The organism is Marinobacter arenosus, from assembly GCF_019264345.1.
Classification (GTDB): Bacteria; Pseudomonadota; Gammaproteobacteria; order Pseudomonadales; family Oleiphilaceae; genus Marinobacter; species Marinobacter arenosus.
The window spans coordinates 1,809,555-1,834,801 of sequence record NZ_JAHVAO010000001.1; the positions used below are offsets into that span (position 1 = coordinate 1,809,555).

A 25,247-nucleotide genomic window follows, 5' to 3' on the forward strand; every position below is an offset into this window, starting at 1 on the left:
TTATCCTTCTTAGGGTGTCGGGAACTCAAATTTTTCCGGGTCGTTGTAAAGGTGGGCGCCACTGTCGAGCCACTCGGCAATCAGGCGCAGCTCCGCGTCGGTGAGCATGCCCATGTGAGATTGCCGGATGGCATCGGTGCCCGCGGTTTCCACTTCGTACAAATCGTCGTCCGGATCGTCATCGAACAGGCTGAAGAAGCGCGCGCTGGCGATGGCACCCCGGGCACTCATCAAACGCCGGGCAAAGCACACGCCGGGATCCGGCAGCACGGTCAGGTCACCCTGAACGCCTTCGGGACAGGCACCGTCCACGGTCGGGTCGACTTCAACCCACTCGCCGTTCTCCTGCTTCAGGTAGTAATCGGGCTCGAACAGCTCGACATAGGATTCAAGCTGGCGCCCATCCCAGGAGGCATTGCCGTTGCCCAGTAACAGACCATTTGAAGCTCCACTACCAGAGTCGCCAGGACATGGCTTGCCACCCTGCTCGGCAGCCGTGTGGCAGTTCTGGCACGCCGTGGTATTTCCCGTGTTCGGATTAATCCGGCATTCTCTCCAGATCGGCTGGATGTGCTCTTTGTAGTTGATGGTGGCCTTGCAGTCGCTGGTCCAGTTGGTCAGGCACGATGCGTCGGTAACCGGCGCAGGCGTGGTCAGGTCCGCGTAGGGAATCTCGAACGCCAGGGACTCGTCCGGGGGATTGCTCCAGTAGTCCTCGTAGCGAACGGTGTCCGCCCAGGTTGTGGTCAGCTGGCCCAGCGAGTTCAACAGGGCTTCGGCCATGGTGTCTTTCCAGTTGGCCGCAATGATGGTGGGGTTGGCGTTCGGGAACGGCATGGCATCCCCCGGCGCGCCGGGGTTGGCCGAGGCCAGCTCAATGTCCGTGCGGGCGTGCGGGATATCCACTTCCGGATCGTGGCAGCCGTAGCACTTCAGCAGCTGGCCGTCCTCCAGCAACAGCGACTGCGGGTGCTGGGTCAGGTAGTTGTAGTTGTAATCCTCGGCGGCAATCAGATCCACGCGTTTACCGTATTTGTTCACCACCTCGAAGGTGAAGCTGGTGTCGGCCGGCACTTTCACCATGGCGGAGCCATCGGGCTCAACCATACCGTATGAAAGCACGTCGTAAAGTATCCGGTTACCGGAACCGACCAGTGGTGTCAGGCCCAACGGTGGCTGTGGGCCGTCACTGGGATTGAGAATTGGGTCGGTCAGGATAGCCTGTTCAAGCTCAGGCGGGATCTCGCGCATGCCCAGCACCCGGATAAACCGCTCAGACCGGTCATCCGGGTGGGTCAGGGAAGGATCGCGACGGGTTTCAATCCCGCCGTCATACAATTCCGCCATGTCTGCACCGTCCATGTCGTAGACGCTGCGAATATGGAACACGGCGGTGTTCTCTTCCAGGTTCAGGGAGTGCTGGTCACCGGTGTAGGGCTGCGCCAGTTCGTTGGCATCGGCGATCACGATGTCGGTGTACAGCGCGCGTTTGTGGCCCTGGACCACCGGCAGCCGGGTGTTCTGCTGCGGATCCACCATCCATATGCCGTACTGGGGATCGCTCAGGTTATCGACGGTCGATGAGCCTTCGCAAACGCCGGTGATCTGAGCGTCTGAGATCAGGCACTGGGCCCAGCTGGCCAGCAGCCGGCCGGAGCCGTCGCCGTAGGGCGCCACGGCGCTGTACCAACCCGCCGGCGACACCTGGTTCGGATAGAAGTTGACCAGGCCGGGGGTCATGGATTCTTCCGCTTCGCCGATCACGCTCTCGTCCACGGGCTTGCCCACGGCAAAGAAGTTCTGACTGTTGACCATCACCACATCGCCGCCATAGATGGGGTTGAAGACGTGGCGCATGATGGTCAGCAGGTTGCCATCATCCAGCGGGATCGGATCCATGTAGTGGATAAACGAGGCATCGGAAAATTCCTCGCTGAGGCTACCGAAGTAACGGTGCACGTTGCCGCCGCTGGGGGTAATGCGGTACATGCTGAGCACGTCCTCCACGAAGACGCGCTCGCCTTCCACCTCACCCGCCAGCGACGCACCGCACTTGTCTTCCACGGTCCATTCCTTGGGCTGCTCCAGGCCGGACGGGAATTTGCCGCCATTGCCCTGCCCGAAACCGCCACCATGGGGCTGCTGGTTGAAGTTGGGGTTATCGATGTTCTCGAGGGTACAGTCCTGGAGGGTCTCGTAGAGCCGACCAAAACGAATGAACACGACCTGGCCATCGTTCATGGTGCTCGGCTCGATGTCGTGGAACTGGCCGAAGGTAATCTGCGCCAGCTCGGTGCCATCGGGGTTCACCGAGTGCAGCAGCGAGGCCGGCTCGTTGAAATCCTCCAGGTACTCGCGCAGGTCCAGCAGGCGCCAGTCACCGCGCCCATGCTGGCGCGAGGACGAGAAGATGATCTTGCCCTCGTTGGTGTAGGTCGGGTTGGTGTCCTCACCCGCATTCGCAAGGTCATCGTCCGCCAGAACGCGGCGAATCGTGCCTGTCGCGAAGGTGTATTCGTAGATGTTCCAGGTGAAGTTGTCCGGGCTGTTCGCAGGACCATGGGCCGCAAAGACCATGCGCTCACCGTCCGGTGAAACGTCCAGATCCTTGACGTCGTAGGCGGTACTGCCGAAGTAGTCATCAAGGATGCTGCGCTCACTGGAGCTCAGGGCAATTCGATCACGCACCATCAGCTTGGCCCCGGGCCTGAAGGCGTAGGGCGCACGCGGATCCAGGGGCGGTCGTATATTGACTGACGACGTATCCCCCATCTCCGGATAATTCCGGACCACGTAAGCAAAGGGCTGGTCAGAGAGGATGGCCTGATCGTTATCGCTCAGTTCTCCCTCAAAGCAACCACTCAGGCCGACGGCGGCCAGACCAGCCAGCACGAGGCCGCGGGCCTTCCTTTGAAATGTATGCATGATCCTACTCCCCTGCCTGAACATCCAACGTCAATCAGGCTCCGACCGGGAATGGCCGGAGCCCGTTGACCATTAACCAGGCATAAAATCGAACTTGTAATTGACCGGTGTTGCTGCGACATCCTCCGGTCCGAAGGAAATCATCTGAATCCGGGCCAGAAGCTTGAGCTCCAGTTTCTGATCCGCCAGCTGACTGTCCACCAGATTGATGCTGGAGATGCTGCCGTCCGGCTCAATCACGATATGAAACACGAACTTGCCCTTGAGCCCCGGATCGCTTCGCAGCGCCCGGTTATACAGCGCGTAGATGGCGCCCTTGTGCTGCTCGAACACCCGGCGGATGGATTCCATGTCGCGGCCACCGTCCACGCTGGAGCGATGGGAGCCGCCACTGCTGCTGCCACTGCCGCCGCCTCCGGTACCACTGCCGATCGGGCTATCAACGGCAGTGGACGAGTGCGCCGCCAGCTGTGTGCCGCTGCCCGAATCGTTCATCACCGAGCTGTTCACACCCCCGCTGGTCTTGGTGGCCGATGTGGCTCCCAGCACCGAGCGGGCCGCTTTGGCTGCAGCACCGGTTTTCACGTTGGTGTTCTGAGCCTGAAGCTTCGCCACGTCCAGCGAACTGCGCAGTGAAGACAATTCATCGGAGAAGGCCGCCACACCCATCTTGGACACCTTTTCCCGGGCCTTCTTCACTTCCTTGGCGGGCGCCGGTTCCGGAGCGGCCTTTTTCTCCGCCGTTTCAGGCTTCTCTTCCTGCTTGACCGGTTCGGGCGGTGGTGGTGGCGGTGCGACCTTGCGCTGCTCGATCAGCACCTTGGCCAGGCTCGGTGGCACCCGTTCTCTTTCCTCGCGCTCAATCTCCGGTAGCGGCAGCCATGGGAAGACCACGGCCAGCAACAGGAGCAACAGCAACAGTCGTTTCAGAATGCGTTTGAAGCGGCTGTCTTCGTCACCACTGGCGTCCCAGGGCAGAGCGAATTCGTAGGGTGTTGTTGTCATTGCAGTCATCGATTCCCTCCGTTAGGCGCCACTGGTGCTGGAAACGCGGGAAACGGCCATGGAAAGATCCCGATAATCTGCCTTGGCACAGGTGAGCATCACCCGCTTCAGGAGTTCGTAGGGAATTTCCTGGTCACCCAGAATGGTTACCGCCCGTCCCAGGGTTTTCTCGCGCTCGGTCAGTTCCGTACGCTTGGTCGCCTGGAACCGAAGCTCTTCCATCAGCCCGTCAATCAGGCCGTTGGAGGTGATCACTTCGTCAATGGTGGCAACGGGGCGGCCGTCCACGAGAATGTCGTCCTCGGTGATGGTCACCACGGTGGTCTCCTTCGGACGCTCTTCCGCCGTCGAATCCGGCAGGACAACATCGTTGACCTTGAGAATTTCATTGCTGCCGGAGTTCAACAGCAGGAAGAAGACCAGGATGGTGAAGATGTCCATCAACGACACCAGGTTCAGCTTGGCCGGTTTCATGAACGACTTGGCGCTGCTCTGAAGTCCGAAGGAAGTCACTTTCTCATTCATGACTTTCCTCCTTTCTTCGGCGCATCGCCCAGGGAGATGTCCGGGAACAGCTCAACGTCCACGGCTTCGGCAACGACGACCGTCTTGGCCGAGCGCAGCGTATCCATGGTCGACACCAGGGACTGATAGGTTACCCCGGGCTCTGACAGCAGCAGGGCATCCTTCTTGGCGATGTTTTTCGCCGCCAGCCGACGCTTGATCTCCTGCAGGACATCGGACAGGGCGCGGAAATCGTGATGCGCCTCCTTGCCGTCGTCCGTGGCCTCGACCTTGTCGATGGTCTTCACCAGGTTTCCGCTCGGGTAATAAACCTCGATGGCGGACTCCCGCACCACCACTTCCAGTTGCCGGTTTTCCTCGGCACTGGCGGTCTGGGCGCCGGTCAGGTCGGGCAGGTTGAGCTCAAGAATTGAGATATGGTTGAACACCATGCTCATCAGCAGCACCGGCACCAGAACGATCATGAGGTTCATGAACGCGGTGATATCGATGTCCGACTCTTCCAGTTCTCTGCGTTTTACAAACATAACGGGTTACCTGCTTCGATCAGGCGTCGGATTCACGGGTATTAACGGACCGACGGTTGCTGCGAACGATGGTGTTCAGGGCCTTGACGCCGGCCATCTCGATGCTCTCGACGATTTCCAGCGTCTTGTTCTGAAGCAGGGAGTGGATCAGCAGCAACGGGATCGCCGCGATCAGACCGAACGCGGTGGTGTTCATGGCAACGGAGATGGACTGAGACAGCAGGGTGGCCTTGTCCGCCGGATCGGCGTTGGCGACCGCGGTAAACGCCGCGATCAGACCGATGATGGTGCCCAGCAGCCCGAGCAGGGTGGAGACGTTGGCCAGAATGGACAGGTAGTTGGTGCGCTTGGACAGGCGCGGAATGCTCTCCATGACGCCTTCCTGCATGGCGGCGTGAATGTCGTCGCGACGCGGCGACGCACGCATGGTATCCAGCGCCACGGCCACCAGGCGGCCGATGGCCGAACCGTTGTCCTGGGCCACTTTCTCGGCCTCGTCGAACTTGTTTTCGTGCATCAGAGGCAACAGCTCACCGTAGGCGTGCTTGTTGGAATGGAAGGCACGCTTGAGGAACAGCCAGCGCTCAACGGCAATGGCCAGGCCGACCATCAGCACCAGCGCAATCGGGAACATGAAGGCGCCGCCTTCCTGGAAGAATGAAACAATGCTTGAGTAAAAGTTCATGTTGGGTACTCCACACGTCGCTAATCGAATAGATCGGTTTTGGTTGTTGCTTTACTCGGACGTGCCCGGGGGCGCTTCCAGAGAAAGTTCGTCGTAGAACTGCATGGTTCTTGAGTGAATATCCCGGTCCACCACTTCAAACACCTTGCCGGACACAGAGGTGATTGACCGGTAGAGCTGATCGGGCCCTTCCGGTGGTTTCCAGGGAATGAAGTAACTGACCGAGGGCTGCTCCTTGTCACCGACAAAGGTGCTTTCCAGGTCAATCTTGTCCTGCCCCGAGGCCCCTGGTGCCAGGGCCAGTGACGCGAGGACGGCGATAACGGCGAGGTGCGCTCTGATTCTTGGCATGGCGATCTCCTAGCCTTTCTCTTCGTTTGCTGTGGTTTCCGGGCCTTTCTCCGCTGACATGGGCTCTGCGGCAGCAGCCTCTTCCGTTGCTTTCGGCGCCGGGGGCGGATTGTCGATGAAGCTGGTCTCGATGCCGGTACGACGCCGGATCTCGATCAGCCAGTCAGCCACCCGCGGGTTGTCGCCGCTGGTCAGGAAGTCGTAGGCCTCGAAATGCGGCTGCGCCAGCGCCGGCTGGTTCATATACAGGTCGAACAGAATCGCCAGGTTCAGGTGGGCCTCGGGAAAGTCCTTCCAGAGCGCCAGCGCCGCGATGTAGGTGTCGCGGGCGGCTTCAAAATCCCCGCTGCGACGCTGGAACAGGGCCAGCGCAAGATAGGCATTCACGTTCTCCGGATTCACCTCCAGCGCCTTCTTATAGGACTTCTCCGCCCGTTCCATGCGCTCGCCAATTTCCGCCAGCTCACCCAGCTTTACCCAGGGTCCGGACAGGTCCGGGTAGTCCCGGGTGATGGCTTCGAACGCCTTACGGGCCTCCCGGTATTGCTCGTCAGCCATCAGGCTGTCTGCCTTACGGAAGCGGGTGACGGCCTCGGGCGGAACCGGCTCGGAGGTTCCGGTGTAGGGGTTCGGCGACGGCTCGTAGGCGATCTTATTGCCCTGCTTGTCGTAGGCCTGCTGCGGCAGGTAGCGCTGGCTGGCCTCGCCATCGTTCGGTGCCGACGGTTTGCTCTCCACCACTTTCTTGGCCGGGGCCTCAGGGGTGCTGCCCTGACCGCCGACCGTGCCCAGACCGGCGCAACCGGACAGCAGCACCGCCGTCATCAGGGCGCCAGTGCGCCAGTGCTTAACGGATACCATCGCCATACGCCACCTGTACTTCCTGTTTGTCGAATCGAGCCGGGTTCAGCTTCGCCATCGCGTCGAAGCTCTTTGCAATCCAGGGGTTGAACATGCCGCCCCAGGACCGTTCGATGTTGGCCTGGTGCACCTCGATGGCCAGGTCTTCGAACGGAATCGCCTGTTCTTCGAGCACCAGCTCGTACTGCATCGCTTCAAGCTGGCTGAGGCCACTCGGTCGGGGCGCGTCCATCAGCTCGCGGGCGAACTGGCCGTAGAGATCGGCAATATTGAACGTGGCCCGGGTGGTCTGCCCGGCCATCTCATAGCCCACCGCTTTCTGGTACCGGTCCAGGGCGTTCTTGAGCTTCTCGTTCTTGCGCGGAATGCTCTTGTTCAGCGGATGACGGAGCCGGACCCGGTCAAACTCGATGCGCCAGTAGTCGCCGTACTCGTTGTTGGCCCAGGCCGCCAGCCACGCCGACCGGTCACTCTGCCAGTTGGCCGGTGCCTTGTTGTGGCCGTCGATCACCCGGCGCAACCAGTAAAGATGGCGGTTCAGGTCATCCATCCGCTTGTACAGGTAGGCGACGTGGTAGCGCGCTTCCATGCGGGTGTCGAAGGGTTCTTCGTAATCGAAGGCCCACTTCTTGAAGTACGTGAGGGCCTGCTGGTCCTCGCCCGCCTTTTCATACAGCTCGGCGGACAGGAACAGCGCATCCCGGCGCACGTCGGCCTTGGCGTTGCTGCGGTAGATGTCTTCATACTCGCGTGCCGCCTTCAGCCACTGCTCGTCCTGCTCGTAGGCCCAGGCAATCTTCTGGGGCAGGTCCGCGGCCAGCTTGTGGTTGGGGAAGAGCCGGCGCAGCTCGTTCATTTCCGCCAGGGCCGGGTCCCAGTTTTCCAGGGTCATCAGGTGGGTGGCGGCGTCAAACTGCGCGATCACCCGCACGTCGGTTCTCGGCGCCACCACCTTGATGCGCAGGAACTGATCCACAGCACCGGCCAGGTCATCCGCCTCCAGAGCCTGCTCACCCTGCTTGTAGATGGTGACGGCCATGCGCTCGGTGACTTCGGCGAACTGTGGGTCGCTGCCGTCGATGTAGCGCAGCTGGCTGCGATAGCCGGCTTCCGCTTCCGGGAAGCGGCCCAATTCGTACTGGCTGTGGGCAATGACCCCCCAGGCCGTGCGGTTCAGCTCCCGGTCGACGTCCCCTTCGCGGCTGACAATGCTGGTGGCCACTTCCAGGGCGCGCTCATAACGACCCAGGGCAAACAGTTCCTCGGACGTCTTGGCCAGGACCGAACCGGAGCGTTCGTCATCCCGGTAGGCCTGGACAAACCGCAGCTGGCTGTCGACGCCCTTGCTGCGCCAGGCGGTGACCTTCTCCGAGCCCTTGCCACCGGCATCGATCAGGCGCTCCAGTTCTTTCTGGTAGGCAATGATCGCGGCATAGCCGGCGTCCGGTCCGTACTTCGGATGTTTGAATTCGTAGGCGCTGCGCTCGTAGTGGGTGATGGCCGTCGGGTAATCGCCACCGTCGAAGGCTGCTTCGGCGCGCATGTACACCATTTCCGGGATACGGGGATCGTTCGGGAAGGTCTGCTCGTATTCACCGTAGAACTCGGCCGCCTTCAGGAAACTGGTGCGCTGTTCCGAAACACGGGCCACCTTGGCGGCCGCATCCACGGCGCCTTCTGCCAGCTCACGCTTCAGGCGCTGGCCGGTGGCGTGGTAGTGCCGCGCCAGTTCGTCGATGTAGGTCTTGAGGTTGGGAATGACCTTGGACTTGATGTCCGGAGACTTGGTTTTCCAGAACTCAGACCGGATCCCGTAGTTGCGAACGTAGCTTTCTTTCTCCGGCAGCACCTGCTGGGAGAATTCGCCATCCACGTAGGCGCGGATCATGTCGGCGTGCATTTCCGGCGCGCGGTCGGAGTCCGGGTTCTGCATGACGAAGGCCCGGAAGGATGAGGCCGAATCCTCGTACCGTTCCTTCTCAAGGTAATGCTTGCCGAGGCTGGAATAGAGAATCCAGGTGTACTTGGCGCTCTCCGGCCGGTTGGCGAACATGCTGTCGATTTTCGAGGCGCCGCCGGCGTAGGCCAGGCCGACACTCATGATACGCAGGGTGTCATCGACCAGGGAGCGGTTGACGTTATCCAGCTTCTCGACCTTGCCGTCTTCCGGTACCAGCCGGTCCAGAACCTGGGAGAAGGCCATCAGGCTGTTGTCATAATCCGACAGCTTGTACTGGGACCAGCCCAACAGGTAATAGGAGTTGTTCAGGAAGGCCGAATCCCCGCCCAGGGCGATGACCGCCTTGTACGCCTGTTCCGCCTGCTCGTACTCCTCGTGCCGGAAATGGATATCGCCCTTGCGGAAATAGACCTCGGCCAGTCGCCCGGAGTGGGGGTGATCCTGGATGAACTGTTCGAGCACCGTACGCGCGTCCTGGTCCCGACCGTCCAGATCGTAGGCTTTGGCCAGCTGGTACATGGCCTCGGCGTTCTCCTCGGAATCCGGGTACTTCTGCAGAAGGTCCCGGTAGGCCTCGATGGCGTCGGGGAAATAACCGGTATCGCCCGGCAGCACACCCCGCAACTGGTTGTAGTCCCCTTCCAGCATGTAAACGCTGGCAATCCGGCGCTCGATCTGCTCCTTGAGCTTCCGGTCCTCAATGGTTTTCAGCAGCTCGCGGTACTCCCGGCGGACGTCCTCGTGCATCACCCGCGGCAGCGGAATATCCGCCATGGGCTGGTGGTTTTCCTGAATCCGGCCGATGGTGGGGCCACCATCGAAGTTGGCACAGCCGCCAATGAACAGGGTCAGCAGCAGAATCCTAGATCGCATGATCGCCTCCTTCCGCCTGGTCTGCGGGAGCCGCAGCGGACTCCGGCGACTGTCCGTCCTCTTCGATGACTTCCAGGTCCTGCAGCGAACGGTCCAGAATCCGGACCTTCGCCAGTTGCGCCTCGACCTGGTACTGCTCCAGGCGCTGCTGGTGAATGTCCAGTTCGGTCGCCACCAGCGTCCGCATGACGTCCTCAAGGCGAGTGATCAGTCCTTCCGTGCGCACCATCTGGTCGTCAACCTGCGCCATCATCCTGACCACGGCCTGGCTGAACTGGTCCCCCTCGGAAATAGCGTGCGCGCCGCTGAGCGCATCCAGCATGTTTTCGCCCCGGGTGATGTCAAACGCCAGGTCTTCAAGCTGCCACTTCAGTCGTTCCTGCACATCTTCGGGGAGGCTGGACATCCGGCCGGACAGCACCTGATACCGCTTACGGCTCTCGGCCACCTGGCGAGCCATCCGGGACAGGCCCTGGCGATGGCTTTCGCCGTCGATGCTGCCGGCCCGGGCGGCGAGAATGACGTCGAAGTCATCCCGCCGCGCCTGCCAGTTTTCGAGGTTGTTGCGAATGGCATAGAGGTCTCGCAGATCCTTGAGCACGGACTGGAAGCTGTGGTCCGACATCAACTCCACCAGGAACGGCGAGAGATGGTTGACCGAGACCGACGGCGCCGCGCCAAACCAGTCGCTTTCCCCCAGGACCTTGTCGAGGTTCTGGACAAACAGCTCCATCACATCCGCGTGATCAAGCGACTGCCGGGCTTTCTGGAGCCAGTCCAGGGCCTCGCGGAACCGGTGGTCGGCGTCGATGAAACCCCGGGCCGCCCGGCCATTCAGGCCCATTTGCTCATACACGTGGGGCTGGAGCAGGATCGCTTCCTGCACTTCCGGCAGGGCAATGGAACGCGTCGTCAGAACCGCCAGGGGGCCGAGGGCATCGGGGAAGGCACCCTCGTTAATGGCCATCCAGCTGGCACCCAGCAGGCCCCGGTTCGAGTAGGCCCCGGTGCTGCTGATGCGGGAAAGCTGCAGCCCCGCGTTGGCTTGATCGTCCCGGCCGGCGTAGAGGAAGGACAGCGCCATGCGGGCACGGTCGCCCAGGCGACGCAGCTCTTCACTGCCATCCTCCAGATCGATCACTTTCTCCAGGGCGGCGATGGCGCGACCGGAATTTTCCTGGGCGCCATAGGCGATGGCCAGGTTGAAGTAGAAGTAGGGCGCAAAGGGGCTGTCGTCATCAATGCTGTCGGCAACCGCCTCACCGGCCGAGAAGTAGCCCAGCTTTACGTTCACCAGCGCCGCCAGGTAACGGTACTCGGCGTCCACCGCCTCCGGCAGCGGCCCCTGGATATTGCTCAGGTTGCGGGCAGCAACGCTGGTGTCGCCCCGCAGGTACTGCATCTTGCCCAGGTAAAACCAGGCCCGGTTACGCACTTCCTCGGTGAGGTTGCCCTGGGCAACCCGCGAGAAGATTTCCTCGGCCTGGGTATCCAGCCCGTAGGAGAGGCTGATGCCGCCTTTGAGCAGTTCCGGGTAGGTTCCGTGATTCTGCACACCGCCCTGGTCCTCGGCCCAGGCGTATTCCACCAGCGCCTCAAAATAGTTCTGCTGGTAGAACTCGAACAGGATCGCACCGTATTTAAGATCGTGAACCTCGGAAACCGTCGGAGCGGCAACGGCCGGCAGGCAAAGTGCCCCAAGGGTCAGCCCGGCCAGGGCGCCTCTGAACGTTCGATGGGCAGCGCGTGCGAACATCATGGCTTACCACTCCCGAACGGAGAATTCGGGCTGCTGCCGCGCTTCGGAGTCGGCGATGCTCAGCTCGACGTACTTCGGCCCCTGCGCTTTGGTGAAACGCAGACTGCTGCCACGCTTGTACTCGCGGCCATTGGGCCCCTGCCCGATAAAGAAGGCCGACAGGGTATGCTCGCCGGCACTGATGTTCCCCAGGTGCAGGCGATGCATGCCGCCCTTGGCCAGTGCCGAGCGCTCTTCCTCGCTGTACAGGTAGGACGCGATGGTTTCGTTGTCGAGCCGCAGCTCAACCCCTTCGAGGTGGAAGAACTCACCCACGTTCAGCGACAGGAACACGTGAAAACGGGTGTTCGCGGGGAACAGCAGGTCTTCCTCAAGCACCCGCAGATCCTTGTTCAGGACCACCACGGACTGCTTCAGGTCCTGAATGTCGCGGGACAGTTCGTTGACCGCACGCTGCGCCCGTTCCCGACTTTTGCGAACCGACATCGGCGTTTCAATGATCTGGTCGAGCGCCGCCGCAGGTGCACCGACCCCGGCACTGCCCTGCCCTTGCGGAGCGACGTCTTCGCTTGCGAACGCGTGACTACCCGCAGACAGCACCAGGGACAGAAGCCCGGCGCGCATCCAGAGTGATTTCGTTGTTGCCGGCCTGTAAACAGACCCCGGTTTTTGAGTCGTCACCATCTTGCTCCTGTGCCAGATCGCCGGGTGGGCGCTGACAGTTCACCGTGAACAATCAGGGGACTGACTTTTGAGTTGACCGACTCTGTCCGGGAAGCTCTTTTTGATTGGCTCTTGTTTGATCGGACGGTCGGTTTTGTTGAGACATGCTTCATTCGTTAAATACCGTTAAATACGCTAGCACAGGTTCTTTGGCGGAAGCTTAATCATTTTCTTTTCGATTAAGATTCTGTGATTCCCTTCGCGAAACGACGCATGGACTATTGCTGAACGCCCGTGCGCTCGTCAGAGTTCCCTCACATAGCCAATTTTTTTCAATAAAAACAGTTCTTTACATTAGTTCACATTATTTAACAAACCTGTTGAAAACCGGCATCGAACTTATGAACGCGATCACAGACACCATCTCTAAATTGCCGTCTCCGTTTCCGGGCAACCTCTGTCGGAACGTTTTCCTGTCAATGATCCTGTTGACCGTGGCGATGGCAGACGCTGATGCACAGACGGCCTTTGATGATGAAAGTGCGGTGTTGGAAGTGGTGGACCCGTTTATTGAACTGCACACCGCGCCGGGAAGGGGCTACCCGGTGTTCCATGTGATCGAGAAAGGGGAGCAGGTCGAGCTGCTGAAGCGTAAGACCAATTGGTACAAGGTTCGGTCTGCGTCCGGCGAAGAGGGCTGGACCAAAGCCGCCCAGCTGGGGCGCACGCTGCTGCCGACCGGGCTTCCGGCCGACCTGCCCGAAGTCGGACACGGTGAATACCTGGCCTCCAGCTGGCGCGTAGGCTTTACCACCGGTTTATTTGAGCAGTCCACCAGCTTCAGCCTGGCGGTCGGCTATCGCCCCCTCACCTGGCTTGGTGCGGAACTGGAGGCCGGCAAGATCTACAACCGGTCAGTGACCAGTGACTACTACAGCGCCAACGTGATCATCGAGCCCTTCCACCAGTGGGACCTGACGCCCTATGCGCTGGCCGGGGTCTCCCGTTTTTCTTTCGACGCCCGCCAGAAGGTTCTGCTGAGCGACCTTGGCGATGCCGATGCGGTCAACGTCGGAGGCGGCCTGAGCTATTACATCGGGCGCAATTTTCTTGTTCGTGCCGAGTACCGCGTGTATTCGGTTTCCTCCAATTCAGACAGCACAGGTTTAAGTGAATGGAAAATCGGTCTGAACACCTTCTTCTGAGGTCAGGATTCTCTGACTACGGGACCGGCAAGGCGCTGCTACTGGCGTGCTCGCTGGCCATTCCACAGTGGGCGACGGCGCAGGAAACCGGGGACAGTGACAAGCCGGCGCCGGTCCAGGTCATCGCGCCTGAGGTAAAACCCCGCAGTATCCAGGAGGCGGATATCGATGCGGAGTTTTTCGAGGTCGGTGCCTTTGCCGGCATGATGACGATCGACAACTTCAGCAGTGAACCGTTGGTGGGGGTCAGTGCGGCATTCCATGCCACCGAGGACTTCTTCCTGCAGTTCAATTACGGCTATACCGAGGCGGGGCTGACGTCGTTCGAGGAACTCAGTGGCGATAACGTCAGGCTACTGAGCGATTCTGACCGGGAGTACAGCTACTACGATTTTCTGGTGGGCTACAACATTTTTCCGGGCGAGGTGTTTTTCAGCGACTCGCTGACCTTCAACTCCGCCTTCTACCTGGTTGGCGGGGTCGGAAACACCGAGTTTGGTGGCGAGAGCAACTTCACGACCACACTCGGCACCGGGTTCCGGGTGGTTCTGCTGGACTGGCTGACGGTTCACGTGGATTTTCGGGACCACATGTTCACCAGCGACCTGATTCGCGAATCCCAGCTCACCCACAACATCGAGCTGTCTTCCGGATTCACGCTGTTCTTCTGATGGCGTAAACCCGGAAGGTGCGCCGGGCGGTTAACCCCGCCCGGCGGCCATCTCGTCCATCAGTTCGGACAGATCCGCTTCGATCTCTTCCATCCATTCCTGCCAGTCGTCCCGGTAATCTTCGAATCGCGCCTGATCCACTTCAGTCAGCCGGAACCGGGTCTCGGTAACCGCCCGACTGCTCTCGGCAAAGGCCCGGAGATCAGGTTCGTCCAGACGCTCGCTCTGGGTGCTCAGATCCTGCCGCGAGGCCTCCAGCAGTTCCCGGTCCCGTGGGCTGGCGTCAGGCTGATCTTTCAAAGCCTCTTCGATGGATTCGGTCAACGCCTCGATGTGCTCCTGGAGTTTGTTGCCATACTCCTCCAGTGCTTCCCGTGAACGCTGTTGCGCCTCCACCGACAGGGCCTCCAGTTCAATGGCCAGCTCGTCCAGCCGATCCCCCATACGGTCCGACGACCGGTTGATGCTCTCGTTCAGGCGATCCCGCAGGTCGTTGAGCGTGCCGATGACGCCATCGAACATGGAGCGCTCGGTGACGACTCGGTGGGTACGCTCGTAATCGACGAGCCACACGTCGTCCCTGAGTTCCAGGAAGGTCAGAACCTTCCGGCCGTCCTCGTTGCCTTCGCCGACGTTGCGGAAGCGGGTTTCCACCGTAGCGCGAGCCTCATCGATGACCACCCGGCCCCAGGCAATGGAAACGTCCTGCCACTCCATGCCGAAGCCGTCGAACTGGTCGGCACTGGCCAGCGTCGAGAACTCGGCGACGTCGTCGGCGTCATTCTCAATGACCGATTGCCAGAAAACCTCGGCGACTTCCTGGGGCGTTTCAGGGTTACTGCAGCCCGCCAGGAGCGCGAGCATTGATACGGCGGCAAAGCCTCGCAACAGCGAACGGATCATGCCAATGCTTCCTCTGTTTCCGAATCGAGGTGGGCATGATACACCGCCTAGAGCCGGCAGGTCAGGTCCGCCAGTTCTTCGTCGAACACCCGGCGGTTTTCGCTGTAATCCACCGGCACGTCCACCAGGTGAACACCGCCGTCGGCCAGTGCCCGCTCCAGGGTCGGCCGCAAGTCCTCGGTGCGCTCGACGCGGTGGCCAATCGCACCGTAGGACTCGGCGTACTTCACGAAATCCGGATTGCGGTAATCCAGGCCGAAGCCTTCAAAGCCTTCCTGGCGCTGCTTCCACTTGATCATGCCGTAGGCGCTGTCGTCGATCACCAGCACCACCAGGTTGAGCTTCAGCCGCACCGCGGTTTCCATTTCCTGGCTATTCATCATAAACCCACCATCGCCGCACACCGCCATCACTTTCAGGTGGGGATACAGCATCGCCGCCATCATGGCGCTGGGCAGGCCCGCTCCCATGGACGCCAGGGCATTGTCGAGCAGCACCGTGTTGTTGTCGTAGGCCGGGTAATTGCGAGCGAACCAGAGCTTGTACATACCGTTGTCCAGGGCAATGATGCCGTCTTCCGGCATGACCCGGCGCACGTCGCTGACAATGCGCTGTGGAATGACCGGGAACCGGTCGTCATCCGCCCGGTCCTGCAGGTGCCGGTCCACCGCCGCCTTGACGTCCATGAACCAGGAGAAGTCGTGGCTGGCGCAATGCCCACAGTGCTCCGCCATGTACTCCACGCTGTTGGCAATATCGCCCACGACTTCGTGCTGGGGGAAATACACCGGGTCCACATCGGCACCGCTGAAATTCACGTGGATGACCTGCTTGCCGCCGGCCTTCATGAAAAATGGCGGCTTCTCTACCACATCATGGCCCACGTTGATCACGAGGTCAGCACGGTCGATGGCGCAGTGGACAAAATCCCCGGCGGACAGGGCGGCGTTACCCAGGTACCGGGGGTGACGCTCATCCACCACCCCTTTGCCCATCTGGGTGGTGAAGAACGGAATGTTGGTGACGTTGACCAGATGGATCAGTGCCTGGGACACCCGCTTACGGTTCGCACCCGCGCCGATCATGATCAGCGGATGCCGGGCCTTGCGCAGCATGTCACAAGCCATCTCCAGGCTTTTCTCACTGGCGGAGGGCCGGCGGGCATCGCTGGGCTCGAAAATATGGGTGTCCGGCTCGGGGCGCTCCGATGCAATGTCTTCCGGCAACTCGAGATGAACTGCGCCGGGCCGCTCCTCCGAGGCCAGACGAAAGGCTTCGCGAACTTTCGCAGGGATCGTGTTGGCGTTGCTGATCTGGCGCGTGTACTTGGTGAGTGGGCGCATCAAGTCGACCACATCCAGGATCTGGAACAGACCCTGCTTCGAGGATTTGATCGGCTTCTGGCCGGAGATCATCATCATCGGCATACCGCCCAACTGGGCGTAGGCGGCTGCGGTCACCAGATTGGTCGCGCCCGGCCCCAGTGTCGACAGGCAAACCCCCACTCGTCCGGTCAGCCGGCCATAGGTCGCGGCCATAAATCCCGCCGCCTGTTCGTGGCGATTCAGCACCAACTGGATACTGGACGTGCGCAGAGCCTCAAGCAGGTCCAGATTCTCCTCGCCCGGCACGCCGAAGATGTACTTGACGCCTTCGTTCTCCAGAGCCTTGATGAACAGTTCTGCCCCATTGTGCGCGTTGGCGGGTTGTTCGCTTGCCATGATTATCCCCTGTGCGGCTGGATGAGAGTCCGAGCATAGCATTCTGTCGCCAGAACACCCTCCCTGACTAACGTTACGTTCAGTCAGGGCTACGGATGTCCGATGCGGGGATAAAATTACGGGAGGGGCGTCAGTTGGCTACCGAGGTTCTGCTTGCAAGGCATCGGCCGGCACGCGACCTTCGCCCCAGCTACGATAAATGCCATCCACCACGCGCTTCAGTTCGTCATCGCCCACGTCGGCCGGTTCGCCGCGTTCGAGAGGGTCGAAATGGAAGATGTACAGGCGGGAAGTAAACTGTTCAAACGGCAGTGAGGATTCGCCGAAGCGTTCGCCGTGCCCAGCCGTGCTGACACGAACGCCGTCGCCCCAGTTCTGACCACTGTCGTTGTTGGGATTGAAGAAATACACCCGCATCAGGCCTTCCGGATCCAGCGCCACCCGCAGCACCGTAATCGCATGCCAGCCGATGAACCGGGCAGCACTGTCGGTGACCGCAATGCCCGCAGGCTGGGGGTGGATCAGCGGCTGGTTGCCGTTGTAGAAGGGGTGGTAACTGGCGTAGAAGTGCCGAATGAATCCGTCCAGGTCGTCCAGTTGGCCGGTGGCGACATCGACATTGATGGCAAAACCACGGCCGGCCGACCAGCCGTGAAATTCCGGGTTCACCCACTGGTGCGGATCACCGGGGCGGTCGGCCACAAGCCGGCCCATCTCCGCGTAAATGCGATCCAGGTGGGGCACCACCACCACCGATACCGGGTCCAGATCGAGGGTGACCTCCGAGGCCACGCCCCCCATACTGCGAGCCGAGGACACGGGCTTGCCCTCAAAATGCATGATGATCTCGTTGTCCCGCGCGGCCCAGGCGACCATCTGCAGCAGGTAGTCCGGATCGTTGTACGCCCACATCGACAGAGCCCGCGCCGACTGGCAGGTGGGATTGTTGCCCTGGCCCACACCCAGCGGCTGGCCAAGCATGTTGAGCACACCCTGGATCAACCAGGCTCCGGGCTGGGGTTGATAGCCGTAGGCCAGTTGCAGCCGCTCCCTCGCCTGGGGACACAGGGACAACCGGGCCTGGCGCCAGAGCGCCGGGGCGACCGGCGGCTGGTAGAGAATGCCGCGCTCCAGCATCAGCGCGAGGCCATACAGCGCCTGCGCCGTTTCCGGAAACACGCCCTCCTCAATCAGGGTGCAGACCAGCTCCCGGTAACACAGCAGGCAATCCCGTCCGGTGCTCGACAGCCCCAAAGCCTCACTGAGCAGGGCATCCTGATCCTCCAGGATAAATCGAACAAACGAGGCGTGGTACGGCGACACCAGCCCGGTATCGTGCATGGAACGGGCAAAGCCCGTGGCCTCGTTCTGCAGCGCCTGGGCATCCATGGATTCCAGGCGTTGTTCGTACACCACGGTCCCGGGGTCTTCGCTGCAGGCCCGGGTGGGTCCGTACAGACTGGAAATCAGACGGTCTGCGCCACGACCCGCGCCGCCCAGATCCGCCTCTGGATCGGCCCGGCAAATGGCAATCTGGGTAATCATCCGGCGCACGTCGCTGACCTGAATGGGCCGTTGCTGCAGAATCCGCCAGATTTCCTCAATCAGGCTGTCAATGACGTGCTCGTAGCCAATGTGCTGCGCGACGTACTGGACCAGGGACTGGCTGATGAGAGACAGCTTGCCCTGTTCACGCTCAGCCTCGCCGGTCATGCCGAACAGGAGCCCCAGATTGATCGCAAGCACCTGAGTCAGGTAATGGTGGGCCTGCTCCGCCGACACCGACGGATGCAGGTAAAAGCCGCGAGCCACCGCCAGGAGGCGGAGCTCGCTGAACGCTTCAATGACCACCGTGTCTGCATTCTGACTCTGCAGGGAATGCGTGGTCAGGGATGGGAGCAGGATACCGGGATCGGCCCAGTCGGTACCGATGTAGACACCGGCCCGTTCGAGGCGCTCGGCGCGCTCCTCGATCACGCGGCAGCCCTCCGGCTGGAGCAGTACTCGCTTGGCAATATCAAACACGCGCGGAAGCTTGCCGGCCTTGGCAAAAGACCGACTCTCTTCCAGTGCCTGGATTGCCTCATCCAGACGTTGCACCAGCTTGTCAAAATTGACGGCCGGCGCTGCACTGCCCGGTTGGTGATCGTTCAAACGATTATCCTCAGGGCCTGCCAACCCATCTGTTGTTACTGATCCTCCCGATTATACATAGAAATCGAGCTCTTCCTGATGTTTCAAGAGATCTCGCATGATGTACGGATCGTCGCCGAAGAAATACACGAGCCCCCAGTGTGTCCCGAAGGCGGTCCGCTTGGTCACGGTTTCTTCCAGCGGCGGAGTCAGTTCGTGAGACTCGAAATACTCGTGGTTCTCGGTTTCCTCCGGAATCTCCAGCTTGCTGACCACCCGGCGACGCGGATAGACACCGAAGCATCCGGCGTAACCCTTGGCATCCACTACCTCTTTCGGGAAGAAGTTTTTCACTTCCTCATCGGTAGTCTTGGGATCGAAGGTCATGATCATGCCCTGATAGGCGTTGAAACCGTAGGCACGCTCCAGCAGCTCGAATACCTTGAATCCCGGTGGACGGTAAGCCACCTCGCCAAAGTACATGGTGCTGTCGCTGGTCACGAAGTATTCCGGATGAATAAAGCCGAAATCAATGTCGAACGTCTTGATCAGCTTCTCGATTTCACCCCGGATCTGGTCCCGGTATTTCTCAAGGTCCGGCGTGGCCGGCACAAACACCGAATAGCCAAGGGTGACGTACTCGGAAATGTTCAGGAAGGCGATCTTGCCATTGTGAATCCAGGCCTCGACCGCGAATTCCCAGCCATCCAGGTGCGATTCCATGAGTACCGGGAATTCTTCCTCGGGAATGGTATCAACCTCATCCGGGGTACGAATCACCCGGTGGCCGAGGCAACCGGCCTTGTCGAATGCCTTGAGGTGGATGGGGTCGTTCGGGTCACCGTCCAGCTTGAGCAGCGTCTGGTTGACGCGCTTCAGGAACCGGATGACGTCGCCCTTGTCGTGGGCCTCCTCAAAGATGCCAACCCGGATACCACCAAGCTGGGCACGACGCTTCATCAGCGCTTTGTCGCGCAGCAGCATGGCCTGGCCAAACAGTTTCGGCTTGTCCATCAGCACCGAGTTGATGGCACCGGCCCATTCAACCGTCTCCTCGAACAACGGTATGGCGACGTCGACCCCCATATCTTTCAGGGTCTGGGCGATTTCAACGGAGCGATCATTCAGGCGCTCAAAGTTCCAGGGCACGTAGGGGATATCGTGCTCTTTGCAGTAGGCTTCGGCCCAGTCCGGGGCCACGACCACATAGCGTCGGTCGAATTTGTCGGCCGCTTCTACGGCATTAAGGCTCCAACCAAGGAGCGCGACGTACCCCTTGTCAGGATTATACTTATGGTCACTCATAGGCTCTCTCCTTTGCGTGGGGGTGCCTATTAACCCTAAGCCCTTGTTGAGAAATCGCAAATCGGGGAACCAATGAAAACGAAAAAAGCACCGGGTGTGTCCAAGTAAGATCCAGACACAGCGGTGCTTTTAGGCTTTTTAGACCGATTAGGAATATCAAGCCAACTTCAGGGTCGAAAGTGTCCGTGCACGCACCTGAGTCAGCAATTCCTCATCCGTGACCAGCGATTGGCCGTAGGACGGAACCAGTCGTTTGAGGCGTTCCTGCCACGCCTCAGTCTTCAGACTTTCCGGGAAACAGCGCTCCAGAACATCGAGCATGGCGTTGGCTGCGGTGGATGCACCGGGAGAAGCGCCCAGCAGGGCCGCCAGCGTGCCATCTTTGGCCGCCACGATCTCGGTGCCGAACTCGAGCTTGCCGCCACCGCCTTCCACCTGCTTGATGATCTGCACGCGCTGGCCGGCCATCTTCAGTTCCCAGTCTTCCTCACGGGCGTCCGGAAAGAAATTGCGCAGCGAGGCAACCCGATCGCTGTGGGACTGGAACACTTCACCGATCAGATAGCGGGTCAGGTCCATGTTGCTCTTGCTGACGGACAGCATCGGGCGCAGGTTGGTTGGCTTGACCGACCCGATCAGGTCGAAAATCGATCCCTGTTTCAGGAACCGGGTGGTGAAGCCGGCAAAGGGGCCGAACAGCAACGCCGGCTCACCATTGATGATTCGGGTATCCAGGTGCGGAACCGACATGGGGGGCGCACCGATCGGCGCCTTGCCATACACCTTGGAATGGTGCTGTTCGACAATCTCCGGCTTGCGGCACACCAGCCATTGGCCGCTGACCGGAAAACCGCCGTAACCGCGGGCTTCCTCGATGCCGGATTTCTGCAGCATCGGCAGCGCCCCGCCACCGGCACCCAGGAACACGAAGCCGGCCTCCAGCTTGGTAAGCTCGCCGGTCTTCTGGTTCCTGACCCGGACTTTCCAGCGCCCGTTGTCGCGCTGGTCAATGTAATGTACGGGGCTGCTCAGCATCAGCTCGAAATTGGGCTGGCTTTCCAGGTAGTTCACCATGCTGCGGGTCAACGAGCCGAAATCCACGTCCGCCCCGTGTTTGATCCGGGTGGCAGCCACTCTCTGCATCGGGTCCCGATCCTTGACCACCAGCGGCATCCACTCTTCCAGATCCTGCGGGGATTCGGTGTACTCCATGTCCCGGAACAGGTGGTGGGCACTCAGACGCTCAAAGCGGCGCTTGAGAAAGGCCACGTCCTTCTCGCCCCAGACAAAGCTCTGGTGCGGCGTCCGATTGATGAAGGTCTTGGGGTCGGGCAGGATGCCCTGCTCCACCAGGTACGACCAGAACTGGAGCGATACTTCGAACTGGGCGTTGATCTGGAGTGCCCGGTCAATGGTGACGTCACCATCTTCGGTCTCCGGCGTGTAATTGAGCTCACAGTAGCCGGCGTGGCCGGTACCTGCGTTGTTCCATCCGTCGGTGCTTTCATGGGCAACGTGGTCGAGACGCTCCACCATGACGATGTCCAGGGACGGATCGAGCTGCCTGAGCATCATGCCGAGGGTGGCGCTCATGACGCCCCCGCCGACCAGCACTACGTCTGCCTGTCTAACGGCCATTGGTCTATACCTTAGCTAGTATTGAGCCTGTGCACCCTCCCACGATCAGCAGGAGAGCCTGTCGGAAGCCGGTCAAACGCAAGGTAAAAGGCGCTGCCGTTCGCTTCCGGTCTGAATGTGGGCGCAATTATCCCGATTTTCGCCGAAATAATAAATTGCGAATGTCAATCGATTCACTTTGCAGACGGCGATCCGCTTCGTCGCGCCACCTCATGGATCAACTACGAACAGTGGTTTGCTTCGGGTCAAAGGTCTAAAATCCCGCCCCACAAACTTTTCCCGGGCCGCACGCACGGCCTCCAAACTGCACTCTGGACGGGATTTCCCCAATGTCTGCCCTAGAAGCTGTTCTGATCGCACTTGCTGTTCTGGCGCTGCTTGGCGTTATTTTCGAAGAACTCATTCACGTCAATAAAGCCAAGGTGACGCTGTTCTTTGGCACCCTGAGCTGGATTCTTCTGTTTCTTGCCAGCGAAAATGAGGGCGAAACCGCGGCTATCTCGACCGGCCTGTCCGAGAGCATTGCCGAGATAGCGGGTCTTTGGTTGTTCCTGGTCGCGGCCATGACATTCGTCGCTTACCTGAACAAGAAGGGAATGATCGAAAACCTGATTTACCTGATCATGCCGAAACAGGTAAGCGAACGGAGACTGCTGTTTCTAACCGGCCTTTTCTGTTTTATTTTCTCGTCTTTGGCAGACAATATCACCGCTACGTTAGTCTCATGTTCGCTGATTCTGTCGCTGGATCTGGAACTCAAAAAGCGTCTTCAGTTCGTCACCCTGGTCGTCTTCGCCGTGAACTCAGGGGGCGTCTCCCTGATCACCGGCGACGTGACCACCCTGATGATTTTCCTCGCGGACAAGGTGGAAATACTGACCTTGCTGACCCTCGCCATTCCCGCCTCCATTACGGTGTTCGTGCTTGCGGTATTCCTGTCCCGGGGTCTGACAGGTACGGTCACCCTGCGTTCCACAAAGACTGAAATCCGGCCAGTGGACGCCGTTATCAGCGGGCTGTTTTTGTTGACAATCCTGGGGACCATTTCGGGTAACGCGCTGTTTGGTGTTCCACCGGTGCTGACCTTCCTGTTCGGGCTGTCGATCATGTTCCTGGTGTCCCGGTTCATGAGCGATGACTCCGACCTGGACCCGATTCTCGAATACATCCGTATCATCGAGTTCGAGACGTTGCTGTTTTTCCTCGGGATCCTGCTTCTGGTGGGCATGCTCAAGGAAATTCACGCCCTGGATTCGCTCGTTGCCATCTACGATGTGCTGCCCCCGCTGTACGCCAACTACCTCATGGGCATCTTCTCGGCGGTCATCGATAACGTGCCGCTGACCGCCGCCCTGCTCAAGGCCGGCATCGATATGAGTCCGGGCGAATGGATGGGACTGACCTACGCCGTGGGCGTGGGTGGATCCCTGCTCGTGATCGGTTCCGCCGCGGGCATTGTGGCGATGAGCAAGATCCCGGGGCTGACCTTTGGTGCCTACATGCGGTATCTTGCCCACCTCCTGGTGGCCTACACCCTGGGCTATGCGGGTGTGTACATGCTTGGACGTTTCATCAACTGAGGTGTTTCTATGTTAATGGCGATTGGCGCAATCATTGCCGGACTGATACTGCTGGTCTGGAGTGCCGATAAATTCGTCGAGGGCGCTGCCGCCACGGCCAAGCACCTGGGCATGCCCGCGCTGCTGATCGGCATGGTGATCATCGGTTTTGGCACCTCCGCTCCAGAACTGGCGGTCTCCGCCATGGCAGCGGCCGATGGCAACCCTGGCCTCGCCCTGGGGAATGGCTACGGTTCGAACATCACCAACATTGCGCTGATCGTCGGCCTGACGGCGGTCATCGCGCCCATTGCCGTGCACTCACAGGTGATTCGCAAGGAACTGCCGCTGCTGGTGGTACTGACCCTGATCGCCGGCGCCCAGTTGATTGACGGCGAACTCTCACGGCTCGATGGCTGGGTATTGCTGGCCGTCTTTGCCGCCGTCATGGGCTGGTCCATTTTCCAGGGGCTGCGCGGCAAGGACGACCCTCTGGCCGGCGAAGCCGACGCCGAAGTGATCGCTCACCCCATGCCTCTGAAAGCGGCGGTTATCTGGCTGGTGGTCGGGCTGATTCTGCTGATTGTCAGTTCCCGCCTCCTGGTCTGGGGCGCCGTCACCATCGCCCAGGCGCTGGGCGTCAGCGACCTGATCATTGGACTGACCATCGTGGCCATCGGCACCTCGCTGCCGGAACTGGCCTCGGCCCTCGCTGCGGTGAAGAAGAACGAACACGACTTGATCCTGGGCAACATCCTCGGCTCCGGCATATTCAACACCCTGGCCGTGGTCGGCCTGGCGGCGACCATCGAACCCCTGAAGGTCGACCCCGAGGTCCTCTACCGGGACTGGACCCTGATGTTGGCGCTGACCGTGGGACTGCTGCTGATGGGCTCTGGCCTGACGGGCTGGCGGCGGCTCGTCAGCCGTGTGGACGGCTCCGTCCTCCTGCTCATCTACCTGGCCTACACCGGCTACCTGCTGTCCACCGTGGTCTCGGCGTCCGCGGCATGAATGCCGTCAGCGGCGGGCTGTTATTCAGCCTCGCCGTTGCCCAGTAGCGCCTCAAGTCTGCCCCGCACCTCGGCCATGACGTCGTCGAGATCCGCCTTGGTCTTGCCGGCCGTATCCAGCGGCGGGCCGACGCGGACATCCACCGGCTGGCCCAGGTTGATCTGCCAGGTTCGTGCCGGCAACACCCGGTGAATGCCCCGAATGGCCACGGGCACGATCACCGCTTCGGTATCCAGGGCAAGGTGAAAGCAGCCTTTCTTGAACGGCAGCAGCTTTCCGTCCGGGGACCGGGTCCCTTCCGGGGCCGCCCACAACACAATGCCGCTCTCCATCATGGCACGAGCCCGGTTGAGGTCTTCCACGGCCCGCTGGCGATTGGACCGGTCCACGGAGGGAAATTCCCCCGCCCGCATGGCCTGGCCCAGAAACGGGATACTGAACAGTTCTTTCTTCGCCAGCATTCTGATGGAGCCGGGCAGCGACACGAACGTAACCGGGATGTCGTAGTGACTGGCGTGGGTGCACATGATGATGTAACGGCGCCCGTCGCCGAAATCCGGGACCGCGCCCCGGACGGCAAGGCTGGCTCGCACCAGCCGCAGCAGGGCCGCCGACCATTCCCGACAGTACTGGTCCACAATCGGTCGATTGAGCCGGCCAAACAGCGCCCTCAACAGGATCAGCAGCGAATACAGGGCCGTTAACCCCACCGATCCCAGTACCACCCCGGCGCGCCGGAGCAGCGTGGCCGATTCCGTCAACGGGTTCATTTTCAATCGAATCATCAGTCCCACACCGTTCCAGAGTTGCCTTCGTTTTTCATGACCTTAGGGCCAGCGGCGGATTATAGCGATTCCCGTCGGCGCTGAATAACCGCCCACGAATTGATCATTAATTAACCGAATACTATAAGTAATAAACATATGCTTTGCTGAGCACACAGATCCAGCGAAGAGGCAACCGT

20 protein-coding genes are annotated in these 25,247 nt (G+C 60.5%); 4 read left to right on the top strand and 16 right to left on the bottom strand.

What is annotated here, in order from left to right:
* Positions 1-9: 9 nt before the first annotated feature.
* From KXD86_RS08415 to KXD86_RS08460, 10 genes are all read right to left on the bottom strand, one after another.
* Entirely contained in the window at positions 10-2,925 is a 2,916-nt protein-coding gene (locus KXD86_RS08415) for a hypothetical protein (RefSeq protein ID WP_218635586.1), read from the bottom strand.
* Positions 2,926-2,997: 72 nt separating this feature from the next.
* On the bottom strand, positions 2,998-3,939 hold the full coding sequence (locus KXD86_RS08420; protein ID WP_218635587.1) for an AgmX/PglI C-terminal domain-containing protein: 942 nt from the start codon (positions 3,937-3,939) through the stop codon (positions 2,998-3,000).
* A gap of 12 nt (positions 3,940-3,951) precedes the next feature.
* The gene (locus KXD86_RS08425; RefSeq protein WP_218635588.1) at positions 3,952-4,455 is read right to left on the bottom strand and encodes an ExbD/TolR family protein; all 504 of its coding nucleotides are present in this window, start codon (positions 4,453-4,455) and stop codon (positions 3,952-3,954) included.
* Positions 4,452-4,982, bottom strand: coding sequence for an ExbD/TolR family protein (locus tag KXD86_RS08430; protein WP_218635589.1), 531 nt, complete (start codon positions 4,980-4,982; stop codon positions 4,452-4,454). Before KXD86_RS08430 ends, KXD86_RS08425 begins: the two co-directional genes overlap by 4 nt.
* A gap of 19 nt (positions 4,983-5,001) precedes the next feature.
* Positions 5,002-5,667 carry a MotA/TolQ/ExbB proton channel family protein gene (locus tag KXD86_RS08435; protein ID WP_218635590.1) on the bottom strand — a complete coding sequence of 222 codons (666 nt, stop codon included), beginning with the start codon at positions 5,665-5,667 and terminating at the stop codon, positions 5,002-5,004.
* A gap of 51 nt (positions 5,668-5,718) precedes the next feature.
* Positions 5,719-6,018 carry a hypothetical protein gene (locus tag KXD86_RS08440; RefSeq protein ID WP_218635591.1) on the bottom strand — a complete coding sequence of 100 codons (300 nt, stop codon included), beginning with the start codon at positions 6,016-6,018 and terminating at the stop codon, positions 5,719-5,721.
* A 9-nt stretch (positions 6,019-6,027) separates the two neighbouring features.
* Complete coding sequence (locus tag KXD86_RS08445) at positions 6,028-6,885, bottom strand: tetratricopeptide repeat protein (RefSeq protein WP_218635592.1); 858 nt, start codon at positions 6,883-6,885, stop codon at positions 6,028-6,030.
* Positions 6,866-9,712 (bottom strand): tetratricopeptide repeat protein, encoded by a 2,847-nt coding sequence (locus KXD86_RS08450; RefSeq protein WP_218635593.1) that lies wholly within the window; start codon positions 9,710-9,712, stop codon positions 6,866-6,868. The genes KXD86_RS08445 and KXD86_RS08450 overlap by 20 nt, the downstream gene beginning before the upstream one ends.
* Complete coding sequence (locus KXD86_RS08455; RefSeq protein WP_218635594.1) at positions 9,702-11,471, bottom strand: tetratricopeptide repeat protein; 1,770 nt, start codon at positions 11,469-11,471, stop codon at positions 9,702-9,704. The genes KXD86_RS08450 and KXD86_RS08455 overlap by 11 nt, the downstream gene beginning before the upstream one ends.
* Before the next feature lie 3 nt (positions 11,472-11,474).
* Positions 11,475-12,095 (bottom strand): hypothetical protein, encoded by a 621-nt coding sequence (locus KXD86_RS08460; RefSeq protein WP_218635595.1) that lies wholly within the window; start codon positions 12,093-12,095, stop codon positions 11,475-11,477.
* Between the two features lie 518 nt (positions 12,096-12,613).
* Between KXD86_RS08460 and KXD86_RS08465 the strand changes: the two genes are divergently transcribed.
* Positions 12,614-13,339: an SH3 domain-containing protein gene (locus KXD86_RS08465; protein WP_218635596.1), complete on the top strand. Its 726-nt coding sequence runs from the start codon at positions 12,614-12,616 to the stop codon at positions 13,337-13,339.
* Complete coding sequence (locus KXD86_RS08470; RefSeq protein ID WP_228739352.1) at positions 13,309-14,010, top strand: outer membrane beta-barrel domain-containing protein; 702 nt, start codon at positions 13,309-13,311, stop codon at positions 14,008-14,010. The genes KXD86_RS08465 and KXD86_RS08470 overlap by 31 nt, the downstream gene beginning before the upstream one ends.
* Before the next feature lie 30 nt (positions 14,011-14,040).
* Here the strand turns inward: KXD86_RS08470 and KXD86_RS08475 are convergent, their stop codons facing one another.
* The 5 genes from KXD86_RS08475 to mqo form a co-directional block, all read right to left on the bottom strand.
* Positions 14,041-14,913 carry a coiled-coil domain-containing protein gene (locus tag KXD86_RS08475; RefSeq protein ID WP_218635597.1) on the bottom strand — a complete coding sequence of 291 codons (873 nt, stop codon included), beginning with the start codon at positions 14,911-14,913 and terminating at the stop codon, positions 14,041-14,043.
* 47 nt (positions 14,914-14,960) lie between these two features.
* The gene (locus KXD86_RS08480; protein ID WP_218635598.1) at positions 14,961-16,634 is read right to left on the bottom strand and encodes an acetolactate synthase large subunit; all 1,674 of its coding nucleotides are present in this window, start codon (positions 16,632-16,634) and stop codon (positions 14,961-14,963) included.
* Positions 16,635-16,772: 138 nt separating this feature from the next.
* Positions 16,773-18,788 carry a hypothetical protein gene (locus KXD86_RS08485; protein ID WP_218635599.1) on the bottom strand — a complete coding sequence of 672 codons (2,016 nt, stop codon included), beginning with the start codon at positions 18,786-18,788 and terminating at the stop codon, positions 16,773-16,775.
* 51 nt (positions 18,789-18,839) lie between these two features.
* Positions 18,840-20,072 carry an ATP-grasp domain-containing protein gene (locus tag KXD86_RS08490; RefSeq protein WP_218635600.1) on the bottom strand — a complete coding sequence of 411 codons (1,233 nt, stop codon included), beginning with the start codon at positions 20,070-20,072 and terminating at the stop codon, positions 18,840-18,842.
* Between the two features lie 156 nt (positions 20,073-20,228).
* Complete coding sequence (gene mqo, locus KXD86_RS08495) at positions 20,229-21,710, bottom strand: malate dehydrogenase (quinone) (RefSeq protein WP_218635601.1); 1,482 nt, start codon at positions 21,708-21,710, stop codon at positions 20,229-20,231.
* A 329-nt stretch (positions 21,711-22,039) separates the two neighbouring features.
* Between mqo and nhaD the strand changes: the two genes are divergently transcribed.
* Positions 22,040-23,290, top strand: a complete 1,251-nt coding sequence (gene nhaD / locus KXD86_RS08500; RefSeq protein WP_218635602.1) for a sodium:proton antiporter NhaD — start codon at positions 22,040-22,042, stop codon at positions 23,288-23,290.
* Positions 23,291-23,299: 9 nt separating this feature from the next.
* Positions 23,300-24,283, top strand: a complete 984-nt coding sequence (locus tag KXD86_RS08505; RefSeq protein ID WP_218635603.1) for a calcium/sodium antiporter — start codon at positions 23,300-23,302, stop codon at positions 24,281-24,283.
* A 20-nt stretch (positions 24,284-24,303) separates the two neighbouring features.
* On the opposite strand, the gene KXD86_RS08510 is transcribed toward KXD86_RS08505, so the two are convergent.
* Positions 24,304-25,068 (bottom strand): lysophospholipid acyltransferase family protein, encoded by a 765-nt coding sequence (locus tag KXD86_RS08510; RefSeq protein WP_218635604.1) that lies wholly within the window; start codon positions 25,066-25,068, stop codon positions 24,304-24,306.
* Positions 25,069-25,247 lie beyond the last annotated feature (179 nt).